We start from the raw sequence: 13898 nt of genomic DNA on the forward strand, positions 1-13898 counted from the left end.
TAACATCACTTAGATTGCCTCCATACAAAAGATATGGATTAATAGTTTTTTCTCGCTGCTTATTTCTCCCTTCTAATTCGCTTTAAAATTATATAATGGCTTAATAATGTGCTTTATATCTATTGTTTCTTTTGTATTTTCGATAATTTCATCCATTGGCTTATATACCATTGGCGCCTCATCAATTGTGCTCTCTACTACCGATGTAGTCCAAACCTCTGTCATTGTATTTTGAAAGTCCTCTAAACTCAATAATTCTTTAGCCTTCTTACGGCTCATGATACGTCCTGCCCCATGCGGACCAGAAAAGTTCCAGTCTGGATTACCTTTACCAAATGCAATAATTGAACCATCTCTCATGTTAATTGGAATAATTACTCGTTCATCTTTCTGAGCTGAAATAGCACCTTTTCGTAGAATCATATTTTCCATGTCAATATAGTTATGTATTGTAGTAAATTGATCCGCAATTTTCCAGTCCATTTTCGTAACAATTTCATCAATCATTGCTTTACGATTTAACGCAGCATACTTTTGGGCTATATTCATGTCATTCATATAATCTTTGAATCCTTCTCCTTCTAAATAAGCTAGTTCTTTACGAATCTGTGGCTTCTTAATTCCACGTAAAGTTTCTTGTATTTCTTTTTCTCTCCCCTCTTTAGTTAATCTCTTAATAATCTCATCCTTCATTGATGTAACATGAATTAGTTGTTCATACGCGAAGTTCTGGTAATACTCTGCTATTTGTTTACCTAAATTACGAGAACCGCTATGAATGACAATATATACATTTCCTTTATCATCTTCATTTAATTCAATGAAATGATTTCCGCCTCCAAGAGTACCTATACTTTTTTGAGCTCGTTGTAATGTATATGGGGCCTTCACACCATCAAAATCAATCATTTTTGAGAATCGATGTTCTTTATCCCGGATACGAAAACCACTTGGAACAAATTTACGAATCGTTTCGTCTAAGTAATCGAAATTAATTTCTTCTTTTTTCTTATCAATTACAACAACTTCCATACCACAACCAATGTCTACCCCTACAAGATTAGGGACGATTTTATCTTGTATTGTCATTGTTGTCCCAATCGTACAACCTGCTCCTGCATGTGTATCTGGCATAATACGTATTTGACTATCCTTTACGAATTCTTGGTTACAAAGATCAACAATCTGCCCAGTTGCAGTCTCATCAACGTTATTCGTAAATCCTTTTGCTTCATTGTATTTTCCTTGTAATTTCAACATCTTTCATGTCCCCTTCCTTTTGAAAGAATTATTTTATTACGTTGTATGTGTTCTTATAATTACTATCATCCACCTTCTGCTTTCCATTATATATGTACTATATCCTTTACTATAATAAAAATTATAATAATTCATTTTGTTTGCATAATATAATTACTGTCTCTTTATATTTATACCTACACATAAGCATTCCTCCTCCTCAATATCGATCATATAATAATTAAACAAAAACTCCCCTTAAATCGAAAATGATTAAGGAGAGTTTTTTATATACGATGAAATTATAGTTCAGATTTCACTCGAACAGAAACATTGTTTTTAATTATTTTTTTGAATTCTTTAAAGGTAACAAAATTGTTACTTTTCTCATCCCAAAGACGAAAACGGAGTGATCGTAAGCTTGTAGCAAGTGTAATCGTTGGTACATTTTTTAACGGAAGCGTATTATTGTGTGCCTCTTCTAGTTTATAGTTAGGTACTCTTGGACTTAAATGGTGAACATGATGGAATCCAATATTACCAGTTAGAAATTGCAAGATTTTTGGAAGTTTATAAAATGAACTTCCTTCCACTGCCGCTTTCACATATTCCCAATCTTTATCCTCTTCAAAATAAGAATCTTCGAATGTGTGCTGTACGTAAAACAGCCAAATTCCTACTGAACCTGCTATTAAGAATATCGTACCATGCACTAACAGAAACGATTGCCACCCAATTGCCCAGCAAAGTATAGCTATTAAAGCAACGATTATAATATTCGTCAAATACGTATTCATACGTTCTTTCTGTCTAGCACCTTTTCGGTTAAATCTATTTTTAAGTAAGAAAACATAAATCGGACCTAATCCAAACATAACGAACGGATTGCGATATAAGCGATATGCTAAACGCAGTCTAAATGGAGCAGCTAAATATTCATCAACTGTAAGCGTCCAAATATCTCCTGTACCTCGCTTATCCAAATTACCACTTGTAGCGTGATGAATAGAATGCTCATGTCCCCATTGATCAAACGGGAATAAAGTTAACACACCCATACATGTCCCTACGATTCTATTTGCAGGTCGACTTTTAAAGAATGAATAATGGGTACAATCATGAAAAATAATGAAAATCCGTGTCATAAAACCCGCGGCTAACAGAGATGGAACTAACGATAACCAATAAGAAACGGACAAACTTTTATAAGCAAGGTACCATAAAATAATGAACGGCACAATTGTGTTAATAAGTTGCCACACACTTTTTTTAATCGTTGATTTTTCATACGGAACAACTTGTTTTTTTAAATTTTTAGTATTTTCTAATGTCATTGGTTTAATTCCTTTCCTTTATGTTGCTAATTCACATTATAGCATACTATTAGTATCAGGTGTTAAAAGTAGCTGTAATAAATATTATATAATATAAAAATCTCTTTTTTCTTACTCATTACTTACAAATTACTTACGGTCAAAAAACCTTATATAATCGGACTGATGGAGCATTTCAATTATAAAAGAAACATCTATTTTTTCCAATAAATATATATAAAAGCAGAGGACTTTTTCACTTCTGCACATCTTTTCATTTTTTAAAATGGTAATTTTTTTCGATTTGTATTTATGTAACAGTTTTTTCTCACAAGAAAAAAAGAGCTGCCATAAGTCAGGTTTCACCGACTTATGGCAGCTCCTTTTCATTTTATTTTAGCGATGGATCCAAACTGCACCTGCAGACTTGTCTTCAGCTTGACCTACTACTTCAAACTTCAATCCAAGTTTCGGCAACTTACGTCCGGCATCTGGAATAACACTGTTGATGTATTGCTTAGAATCATCAAATTTCGCAACGCCTGGCAATCCTTTATAATCAAAGATACCGCGGGTTGGCGAATTTACTTTCCATGCTGGCGTTTGATCAAATGAGAATGCCGCATCGGCAATTTGATAACGCGTACTGCTCTTCACAGTTGGTTGTCCATTTAATGTTCCTACGATTGCCTCTGGATGAGAATCTACTACCCCAAGGAATCCTTCGCCTGGATGAACGCCTACCCAGTTATCTGTAAAGCTTTGATCCGCATACCATACAACCATTCCTGTATTAAATACTGGACCACGTGCATGCTGTAGCGCCGTGTCAGACCCAGCGTAATTTCGCCACTCGATATAGTAGTTATGTTTTTTCTGTTCAAATCCGTTAGACACAGTAAATCCTTTTAGCGTCATTGCTGGCTGTCCTTCTGCATCATCAGAGAAAACAACTTTTCCATCTACAGTTAATGCTGCATTGTCTAACGCAAATCCTTTATAAGCTACTGCAATATCTGTTACATACTCAAATTGCAGTTTTACTTTCTTTCCTTTAAATTGGCTTAAATCGTATGATTTATCAACCCACTTACCATCTGTTGTATCTACGCCGCCTTTTACATCTTTTTCGCCCATTCTATCAATACGTGTCTTCGTTCCATCTTCTGCAATCGCATTTACGTCAAGGAAATCATACTTCGCTTCCAATTCATAAAATGCCTTATAATCAAACTTAGCATCTGTTGCAGTCTTTAAGTCAAATACTGGTGTCTCAAGTGTTGTATGAATATCATTTCCTTTTGTGCTGTAATAAAACTTCTTACCAAATGCTGATTCGATATTTTTTATATCTTTGTCTGGCAAGTTAACACGAACGATTCCTGGTCGTTTTGATTTTGTAACACTTTGATCTAAAAATGTTGCAGTACCGATTCCTGTGCGCAGTTTATCATAATCTACCTCAACGATATTCGCCCAGTTACCCTTCATATTCTTTTGGAAAAACTCTTTATTTTGTGGCGAGAAACTTGTTGGCTCTGTTCCCGCAATTTTTCCAGCCCAGCTACCGCCGCTCATAAGGGACCATGATTCAACAGGTTCACCTTGCCCTGAATACTTTGTATCATATTCATCTGGTAAGCCTAAATCATGACCGTACTCATGTGCAAACACACCAACTGCTCCGTCTTCAGGCTCAATTGTATAATCATATGCAGCCATCTTTCCGCCCCAATTTGAAACTGAAGATTTTGTACCATCAATTGCATATGGCTTTGAGCCTAGTTTTGAACGATGAGACCAAATCGCATCATCTTTCAATTTGCCGCCGCCAGCTTCTTGACCTACGCCCGCATGTACAACCATTAAATGATCAATAATTCCATCTGGCTCGTTTTTATTTCCATCACCATCTTGATCGTATTGATCAAATTGATCATAATCAGCTAAATTAATGCCTTTTGCTACCGCTGCTTTTAATGCTTCTTTCACAAAATCTTTTGGTCCTAAAGGCCCCTTGTTATCATGACCAGTACCCGCATCCGCACCATAATCTGACGCTTTTCCTGGAACAGTAAGCCATTCTGTTACAGTTCCATCAACTGTGTAGCTTCCGCCAGATTGTTCTTCATAATATTGTTTAAATGTATTAATCTTCGATCCATCAAATAACGTAAATGGCTCATCACCAAATAACATTTTTTGATAATGTTCACGATTAAAGTCCTTAGAATACATATAACCCGGTTCTTGATCAATATTATTATGCTTAAAATCGCTAAATTCTACGAGTAAAACAAGTACTTTATCTTTTCGAACAGTTCCATTGTACTCAGCTTGCTTCGCTGGTGTAGTAGGTACTTTTCCATTTAATTTTCTAGAATTCAATCCTGCATCTTGTCCAGCAACTGGTCCTACTTCTGGTTGCTGCGCCTGTTCATTCTCCTTCATTTTTGCATCTTTTACTTTCTTTATAAAATCTGAAGCTTCTTGCGTAAGGTTATCTCCTGTCAAGATTTCTTTTCCAGGGTTTTCCCCTTTCTTTTTCTCAACATATTTTTCGACAGCCTTTGATGTCTCAGCTTGTGATGCAGATTGATCAATTACTCCCCGTTGTTTCAGCGCTTCTGCCAAACGTTCCTCTGGTATTAAGTGCTCATCTATTGGTAGAGATGATGTTGGTGTCTCAGCATACGCTGCATGACCTCCAAAAGCAAACGTACCACTTAGTACTGCTGCTGTTGTTAATACCGCTAATGGTTTTAATTTCTTTTTCAATGTATTTCCTCCCCAGTGTCTGCAAATTATCGTTTTTTGCCGATAACAACATAATATTCGTTATAATACGAATATTCAATATTTTTCAACAAAGAAAATGTTGAGAAATTTTTTTTAGGCAGGGCGAAAAATATATGATAGTAATAGGTCTAATATTGCAAAATCCTCATTCACAATAACTTATAAACGTAGAGAATATTTTTGTAGAAACAGCGATTCTCTTTACTCTTGTTTTCGAATGAAATTTCATCTACACAAAAAATGCCAATTCCTAAGTACTTGCTAAGGAATTGGCATTTTTTTAACGAGAATGCTTTATGAATAAGCGGATTGCTTCTTCTGGTATATAGAACTTACCATTGCTTTCTACAACGACACTACCTAATTCATATTCTTTATTCTTAATACGAATTATATTTTTATTTACAAATAATTGAGCTTTTACATTATTACGTTTTACTATGAGCACCGGGTTTTCTGCATCAGTATTATCTATTGTTACTGTTGCACCGTTTTGTTGAAAGGCTGATTCACTCTCTATAAATAATTTGTTTGTTACTTCTTCTAAGTTAAATTCCATTGCTTTCGCCATCGTCTTCGCAATGTCTATGTTTTGGATCAAACCGTATGGCTTTTGAGGACCGTAAGAATATAAAAACACATCCTCACCTGTATGGCCTCCTGTTGTGAAGCCTATGTTCGCATGATTGGCCAATAATGTAGTAAGTATTGGACCTACATCCGATTTCTTTTTTGCTGCTTTTACTCTTTCTTTTTCATCATAAGTTAAATTGTCCAAACCGTATAATTTAGCTACATCTTCTACATTTGATAAATCAGATTTTAGTTTATTTGTAGCACCTTCAAGTGTCATTTTCGATTTTTTTAATGGACCAATGTATGCAGAGACCGGCGTAATATTATAGCCTTTTGTCGTATTCGCATTCCCAATAGAAATACCGCTGTTACCATGATCAGTTACAGCTATTAACATCGTATTACCATCTTTTTTTGCAAATTCCAATGCTTCTGCAACTGCGTTATCAAATGCTAATACATCACTAATCATCCCTATTGGATCGTTCACATGAGCTGCCCAGTCTGGCTTACTTCCCTCTACAAATAAAAAGAAACCATCTTTATCTTTTGATAGTGTTTGAATTGCTTTTTCCGTCATTTGAGAAAGTGTTGGTTGCTCCGGATTTGTTACTTCACGATCCATATCAAACGCAAGAGCATTATGTGAGAAAGAGCCCCAAATTTTCTTAGATTTAGAGTTCAATAATGCATCTTTCGTTTCAACAAAGTCGTATCCTTTGTCTTGAATCACCTTTACTAAATCTTCACCATCTTTTCTTTTTATAGGTATCAGTGCCTCTTTTCCCCCACCTAATACGACATCTATATTTTGATACACTTGCTGCTCCGCAATTACGTCAAAACGCTTACGGTTAATATGGTGAGCAGAAAATCCAGCGGGAGTAGCATGCTGAATTTCAGCTGTAGCAACAATTCCAGTTGCGCGACCAGTGCGTTTGGCACCTTCTAAAACATTGGCAACTGGACGTAACTTGTCCTCTTCTTTTATTGATTTTAATCCAGGTGAACTTACAATAGAAGGTAATATACCTACATATCCTGAATTCGATTTATTCCCCGTCGCTAAAGCTGTAGCTGCTGGGGCTGAGTCTGTTATAGCTGATTCCGCCGAATAGGTACGAACTCCTCCTGTTACAATTTCATCTAGTGCAAGTGGTTTCCCTTTATACAAGCGAGCTAATGTCGTTGCTGAAGAACTCGTTCCATCCATAACCATTATGATTACATTTTTCGGTTGCCGTTCTACTTGTTTCACCTTAGCTTCCACCGTATGATAATTCATCATGCTTTCCGTACATAACATACTTAGTGTGATTGTTCCTACTAACAGTAACCTCTTCATCAATAAACCCAAATTCGACATTGTTGTTCCTCCGTATGTTTCACATTCATTTATATACAAAAAGATTTCCACAACCTATATATGTTTTATTAGTCCCCAATTTTCATGAAGCTAACAATCATTACCTTTACTTTCTTTTATTAGTAAAGCAACGAACGGTACATATCATAGCTTTTTATGTTTAAATAACTAGAGACCACACCTTTTTTATAAAAACGTCTTATCATTCTCTTCACCAAAATTTGTTTCTCAATAAAAATCCGATTGAAATAAATAAGAATTTATTGTTAAACGATAAAATTTATGTTAAATTAATATGATAATTTAAAAATGAGGTGCTTTATATGAAACAAGGATCAACACTCTTTTTAAAGACAGCAATTATCCTTATCGGTATTCCTGTTTTTGCTTTGTGTATATTTTTAATTCCTAATATTGGGAATTACGCAGCGGACTTATACCCGGATATTGCATATATAAAATATCTTGTTTTAATCAATCTATATGCAACGGTGATACCTTTTTATTTTGCTCTATATCAAGCCTTTAAACTTGTAAGCTACATTGATAAGGGGAACGCCTTCTCGAAATTATCTGTTAGAGCTTTAAAAAAGATAAAACAATGTGCTATTACAATTAGTGTATTATATGTAGTAGGTATGCCGCTTTTCTATCTTGTAGCAGAGAGAGATGATGCACCAGGTATTATAATAATTGGCATGATCCTTATCTTTGCTTCAATAGTTATCGCAGTCTTTGCTGCCGTTCTCCAAAGACTTTTAAAAGATGCGATAGATATAAAATCAGAAAATGATTTAACGGTCTGAGGTGAATAACATGGCAATAATAATTAATATTGATGTAATGTTAGCGAAAAGAAAAATGAGTGTAACTGAACTTTCAGAGAAGGTTGGAATTACAATGGCTAACCTTTCTATATTAAAAAATGGAAAAGCGAAAGCAATTAGAATTACAACTTTAGATGCTATTTGTAAAGCGTTAGAATGCCAACCAGGGGATATTTTAGAATATCAACCGGAAGATACCGAATAAAAAGAGTCCTTCATACGAGAAGGACTCTTTTTATTACATATTACGGCGCAAAACTAATTTGACCAGTAAACAATAAAATAATTGCGATGATCCAAAATATAAAAAATGATGAGGACAGTATTAATGAAAGAATAGCAATCCCCTTCTTCTCTGCTTTTTTCGTCATCGTAATGATAGAAAGTATAATTCCTGCAACTGTGAGTGCGACTGTAATATAATCTCCCACTATATTACCTGCATTCGCTATCCTTGTTGGCGTTATAAAAACGAATAGAAAACATAAAATGCCGATGAGTAAAGATATGTAGCTTATTATGCTGTACTTCTTTTTAGGAACTATTTCAGTTTTCATACTCACACACCCCTTCTCTATAGCTATGAGTTCATATTAGCACAAATATCCATAATTTGGTTAACACAAAAAAACAGATACAGCGAGAACTTCCACTGTATCTGTTTTTAGTTAATATATAAACCTGCTATTTCTTCTTTATCATTATAAGTTATAATGAATGTCCGTTGTTCTTTACTATATTTGGCTACAAGAATAACAGTATATGAACCATCTTTTTCTTCAATCGATTTTTTCTCAATTTTTTCGAACGTACCGGCTTTCTCAATTACAGGTGTAAGATCTTTCATTTTTTCTTCTGGCAATCCAGCTTTCATTTTACTATCAAATTTTTCGTGTACGTCTTTATACTTCGCCTCATTTAGTAATGATACAATTTCTTCCGCCTTTGGAATAAACTTTTTTGACGTACTTTCATCTACTTTATTACCGGTACATGCTGCAAGCGCGAACGCCGCGATAGCACTTATAATAATAAGTAACATTCTTCTCATTTTCATACACCCTTTCTTTTTAAAGTGAAACTATAACTAAAAACGAGTAAAGCACAAATTGCTATTGAAACTTCTGACATTATGATCCCGCTTTTCCCTGGTACATATAGCGATATAATGCCAGCTAATGCATTTGCAGTTCCATGGATGAGAATTGCATAGACAACATAACGAAATTTCTTTTGGACGACAGCTTGTAATATAATGAAGGAAAGTCCAATATGCAATACCATCGCGAAGATGCGCTCAATACCACCGAAATAATAACTGTCACCATTTTGAATGACTGTTTGTGACAATAATAGGGATATTACCGGGATACCAACTATCAACACCGCTTCAATACCACCATGCCCTGCTCCAAATAAAAAACCAGACTGCCAATCTCGTTGCTTCATAAAATAACGCATTGCGATAAAACGAGCTATCTCTTCAAAAATTCCAGCTGATAAACTAAGCAAAAGTACAAATAATACAGGCTGCATTATTGAAAACATTTGAAAATCTGTGCTAGTTCCATTTACATAATTCAGTATTGGTATGCGGATCAATATTTGCGATACAACAAAAGCCAATACACCTAACATATATGGAATATAGCGTTTCTTCCAAACAGCATATAAAAGTGCTACAAGCGGTAAACCAAAGCAAATCATTGTTGTAAAAATAAGTCCATTCATCTCGCTTCACCTCTTACTTGAAGTGTATAAAAACGAGTGAAGAAAGTATGTAGTTCTTTCCTATTCGGTTTCATTTTCATCATAGATGGTCATTTTATCTCTTTTAATATGAATGTTTGCGTGAAATAAGGACGTACATAAGTTGTTTCTAACGTCGCATTATTTGTTTTATTCATGATACGTTTTAATGAGAATAACCCGTATCCTCTAGCCCCCTCTTTACTTGAATGGTTTTTCTCATAAATTTTTTGCAAATCAATCGCTTCACTCTTTGAACTATTACGCACGATAAAATATTGTCGTGAATCCATTTCAAAGAATGCGATTTGCAATATCTTTTCCTCACTATGTACTGCTTCTTCAATTGCATTGTCTACTAAAACTGAAATGATGCGAATAAATGAAATAACCGTCATCGAAACACTTTCAATATTCTCTGGTATATCGAGCATTATTTTTATTTGTTGGTGCTGGGCAGTGCTAACTTTCGCCCTTAATACACTTCTCACTTCAGGGATATGTACGCGAGATAATTTCGCAATATCAAGTTCATGATCATTTATTGTTTTTAACGTAGGAGCTATAACATCATAGTACACTTGCTCAATTTCTTTCACATTTTTCGTACGTATGCCCTCTTCTAACGATAGTAATATATTCATATAATCATGACGGAAACTAGCAAGCTCATCGTGCATATCCTCTAATTTCTCTACATAATCTAATAACTCTTTATCTAAACGTTTTTCGTGCTCTTCTCGTAACTTTTCTTTCGATAAGTGTGAGCTTATTAGCACAATGATTAGTAATAATAAAAATATAATAATCGCTGAAATATAACTTACTTCACTGTATTGTTGATTTAATTGTGCTAATAACGCAGAAGATGGCTGAGTTAAGATTAGTTCAATAATAAATCCGGCAATTAATAATATATAAGTTACATAGTATAGCGGACTACCTACTATATATTGAGCAATTTTTGGGATTCTTTTACGGGCTACAAAAATACCGATAAAAGTAAGTGCCGATACGGTAAGGTGAATCATGCTTCCTGTCCATAAATATAAATTGAATGGCGTTAACATAAAGATTTTCATTCCTAAATCGAAAAGCAACATTTTTACTAACGTTATAATCACCATGCTCACTAGTGCAAAATATACATTATGCTTAAGTTTTAATTCATTTTGCATTAATCCTAAACTTATTAGAAATAACACAATGGTACTATTCAATTCTGGATATCTCGTTACTGTTACGACAATAGCAAGTAAAATAATGAATACTGCACTTAAAGCTATTAACATTCTAACTGATAATCTATTGTACCGGATTAATTGAATATATAAAAACGTATGGCTCATACTAGTAAGCAGTATTGCAAATAAATCATAAATATACATTACATCTCACCCTTTAATATGTTACGTACTTTACTCACTAAGCGCCGTGATACTGGAATGCGTTTCCCGCTTTTTAAAACTATCATTTTTTGCTTCGCATCGTAAGAAGACAGTTGCTTCGTATTCACGATATATGATTGATGACAACGAAATAAACGTTCATCTACTAATTCAATTTCTTTTAAAGTCCCATAAAAATAAACAATTCGATCTAACGTCACTAATGCTAAACGGTGCGGTTCATCGGTCATAACATATTCAACTTCATGAAACGGAACCCGCACAGTTGCATTACTATTTTCAACGATAAAGTCATCGGACGGAATAATATGCTTATTACGCGCTTCATATTGGAGTAAACATTGTTCAAAAACGTTACGCCTCTCCTCGTATGGCAACCCTTTATCAATAAAAGTTAAAGCTGATACCATGTATTGATATGAAATAGGTGCAAATTCAGAATGCGTCGTTACAAAAACAATAATTCCTTGCGTATCATACTTTCGTATCTCTTGCGCCACTTGTAAACCTTTCCGTTCTTCCCGTTTAATCTCTATATCTAAAAAATAGATTGGGACATACCTCGCCTTAGGAATGTTCGTAATAATGTTTTCACTTTTACTTGTTACCTCTATAAAATCAAAAGGCAACATATACTCCTCACAAACCTCTTCAACTAACCGCTTCATTTGCCGTGCTTGTATGACATCATCTTCTAAAATAAAAATACTCATGGGATCACTCGCTTTATTGAAATCTTTTTATCTATAGGTTTATCTATAACTATATAATTCAAATTGTTATACTAATCTCTTTCTATGTACTAGATAGTATTAATTTTTATAAAGCATAGAAAATAACCTCTACTTTCAAGCAAAAAGTAGAGGTTTTATTTAAATTATTTATAAAATAACCTCTCTATCAATTACTACCTTAAAAAATTCCGAGTAATGTGCTAAAGAATAATCCGCTACATCACAGTTCCCTTGAAACATACATGTTGAAATACCTAATTCTTTTGCAGGTAATAAATCCAATTCTCTATCACCAATAGCTAAATCAATATTGTGCTTTTTATGCAAATGATCATAAGATAAAGCGTTCGGTTTTCGGGGGAAACCATCGTCAATTGTAACCATGTCTACGAAGTATTTTTCCCAGCCGTAATGTTTTAATATAGATAACACCCCTTCTCTATCTTTATGAGTCATAATCACATTTTTATCGGCAAACTTTAATACCTCTTCCACTTTTTCAAATGGTTTTATATCTTCTATCATAATGCGACTCTCTAATACATCAATTTCACTTAATTGTTTTTTAGATATTTTATAATAATCAATTGCGTGAGAAAATGAAACCTTTAACTTTGTATAGATTTCCTCTCCACTTATTTCCTTCCCTAAAACTTGAGAAAGAATTTTTGTATAAACTGGATACGTATCAAATAACGTCCCATCAAAATCCCATAAAATATTCATTCTGTTCACCTTTCTATTTTCTAATCATTATATAACTAAGTTCGCTCTCTTCTGTGGTGTTTCACTTTCTAAGTAATAATCCTCTGCTTTCCAATACCTATTTTCAAACTTTGAAAGGTTTTTCTGCGTTTCCGGACTCTCCCGAAGAAAACGTGTCTCTCTTGGACAATCTAAATACACCATATAATGAAAGAAATCTCTCCATTCTTTTCTCTGTAGAAAAACACCTTCTATTACAATTACGCCTACTATGGGGATCTGTACGTTTTTCATTTCGCATGAATCTGTCTCATTATTATAGAACGGTAATTTCAGTTTTGTTTCATTTTGTAACTTCTGAAAAAACTTCTGCCGAAGCCATTCAATATCCCATTGTAAATAATAATACTCATACCATTCTTCATAGCCAGTATGATACCGTTTATTACGTTCTACTATATGATCATCAATATGAAAAATATGAAACGGGATGCTTTCTTGTTTCATATTTTCTTTTAAGTTTGTTACAAATGTTGTTTTACCCGATCGACTTAGTCCATCAATACCTAGAATGAACCTATTTTCTTTATGCTTCTTCATAACATTTATAAACTCATTTGTACGCATTACTTCTTCCACTCTTCTTTTAATAACGAGTATAAAATTGTATCATGAGCAACTTCATTTTGAATCATATGTTTTCGAAGTAATCCTTCTTTTTGAAACCCTGCTTTACTTAATAATTTTTGAGAAGCTTTATTTTCTACATATACAACAGCTGCAATTCTTATAAGTTGTAACGTTTCAAACCCGTAAGTTAAAATCGCCTGTAACGCTTCCGTTGCATACCCTTGTCCCCAATATGTATCGTCTAGTTCATAACCAATTTCAGCTCGCTTATGATGCTTGTTTATTAAATGAAATCCGCACGTTCCGATTAATTGGCCTGTACCCTTTTTCTCAATTCCCCAGCGAAATACAGTTCCTTCTTCATAACGATTTTTAAACGTTTGAATCGTTGTTTTCGCTTGCTCAATATTTTCGAAAGAATCCATTCCAAAATAACGTATAACAGATTCTTTTGAAAAATAACGGAACATCGTTTCTGCATCTAACAGTGTTAGTTCTCTTAATTGTAAACGTTCTGTTTCTAGTTTCGGAAACCCCATCTCTTTTTCTCC

The 13898-nt window shown here is 34.1% G+C and carries 14 protein-coding genes; 2 read left to right on the plus strand and 12 right to left on the minus strand.

The window, feature by feature from the left end; translation table 11 throughout:
• Positions 1-72 precede the first annotated feature (72 nt).
• The 4 genes from QCI41_RS04910 to QCI41_RS04925 form a co-directional block, all read right to left on the minus strand.
• Positions 73-1260, minus strand: coding sequence for an RtcB family protein (locus tag QCI41_RS04910; protein ID WP_353838124.1), 1188 nt, complete (start codon positions 1258-1260; stop codon positions 73-75).
• Positions 1261-1541: 281 nt separating this feature from the next.
• A complete protein-coding gene (desA, locus tag QCI41_RS04915; RefSeq protein WP_353838123.1) occupies positions 1542-2573 on the minus strand; it encodes a Delta(5) desaturase DesA in 1032 nt (343 codons plus the stop codon).
• Between the two features lie 375 nt (positions 2574-2948).
• On the minus strand, positions 2949-5330 hold the full coding sequence (locus QCI41_RS04920) for an immune inhibitor A domain-containing protein (RefSeq protein WP_353838122.1): 2382 nt from the start codon (positions 5328-5330) through the stop codon (positions 2949-2951).
• A 301-nt stretch (positions 5331-5631) separates the two neighbouring features.
• Complete coding sequence (locus QCI41_RS04925) at positions 5632-7293, minus strand: alkaline phosphatase (RefSeq protein WP_353838121.1); 1662 nt, start codon at positions 7291-7293, stop codon at positions 5632-5634.
• 323 nt (positions 7294-7616) lie between these two features.
• Between QCI41_RS04925 and QCI41_RS04930 the strand changes: the two genes are divergently transcribed.
• Positions 7617-8099 (plus strand): DUF2975 domain-containing protein, encoded by a 483-nt coding sequence (locus tag QCI41_RS04930; RefSeq protein WP_046954197.1) that lies wholly within the window; start codon positions 7617-7619, stop codon positions 8097-8099.
• A 10-nt stretch (positions 8100-8109) separates the two neighbouring features.
• Complete coding sequence (locus QCI41_RS04935; protein ID WP_000974615.1) at positions 8110-8325, plus strand: helix-turn-helix domain-containing protein; 216 nt, start codon at positions 8110-8112, stop codon at positions 8323-8325.
• A 40-nt stretch (positions 8326-8365) separates the two neighbouring features.
• On the opposite strand, the gene QCI41_RS04940 is transcribed toward QCI41_RS04935, so the two are convergent.
• The 8 genes from QCI41_RS04940 to QCI41_RS04975 all read right to left on the minus strand — a co-directional run bounded on the left by QCI41_RS04940 (position 8366) and on the right by QCI41_RS04975 (position 13886).
• On the minus strand, positions 8366-8677 hold the full coding sequence (locus QCI41_RS04940) for a hypothetical protein (protein ID WP_000845551.1): 312 nt from the start codon (positions 8675-8677) through the stop codon (positions 8366-8368).
• Between the two features lie 107 nt (positions 8678-8784).
• Complete coding sequence (locus QCI41_RS04945; protein WP_060487194.1) at positions 8785-9171, minus strand: DUF3887 domain-containing protein; 387 nt, start codon at positions 9169-9171, stop codon at positions 8785-8787.
• Between the two features lie 2 nt (positions 9172-9173).
• Positions 9174-9851 carry a YhfC family glutamic-type intramembrane protease gene (locus tag QCI41_RS04950; RefSeq protein WP_064469839.1) on the minus strand — a complete coding sequence of 226 codons (678 nt, stop codon included), beginning with the start codon at positions 9849-9851 and terminating at the stop codon, positions 9174-9176.
• A gap of 89 nt (positions 9852-9940) precedes the next feature.
• A complete protein-coding gene (locus tag QCI41_RS04955; protein ID WP_353838120.1) occupies positions 9941-11257 on the minus strand; it encodes a GHKL domain-containing protein in 1317 nt (438 codons plus the stop codon).
• The gene (locus QCI41_RS04960) at positions 11257-11991 is read right to left on the minus strand and encodes a LytR/AlgR family response regulator transcription factor (RefSeq protein ID WP_000021642.1); all 735 of its coding nucleotides are present in this window, start codon (positions 11989-11991) and stop codon (positions 11257-11259) included. The genes QCI41_RS04955 and QCI41_RS04960 overlap by 1 nt, the downstream gene beginning before the upstream one ends.
• A gap of 168 nt (positions 11992-12159) precedes the next feature.
• Positions 12160-12738 carry an HAD-IA family hydrolase gene (locus QCI41_RS04965; protein WP_353838119.1) on the minus strand — a complete coding sequence of 193 codons (579 nt, stop codon included), beginning with the start codon at positions 12736-12738 and terminating at the stop codon, positions 12160-12162.
• A gap of 27 nt (positions 12739-12765) precedes the next feature.
• A complete protein-coding gene (locus tag QCI41_RS04970; RefSeq protein WP_353838118.1) occupies positions 12766-13344 on the minus strand; it encodes a kinase in 579 nt (192 codons plus the stop codon).
• Positions 13344-13886, minus strand: a complete 543-nt coding sequence (locus QCI41_RS04975; protein WP_353838117.1) for a GNAT family N-acetyltransferase — start codon at positions 13884-13886, stop codon at positions 13344-13346. The genes QCI41_RS04970 and QCI41_RS04975 overlap by 1 nt, the downstream gene beginning before the upstream one ends.
• Positions 13887-13898: the final 12 nt, after the last annotated feature.

It is taken from the genome of Bacillus cereus group sp. MG4 (assembly GCF_040460055.1).
Taxonomy (GTDB): Bacteria; Bacillota; Bacilli; order Bacillales; family Bacillaceae_G; genus Bacillus_A; species Bacillus_A wiedmannii.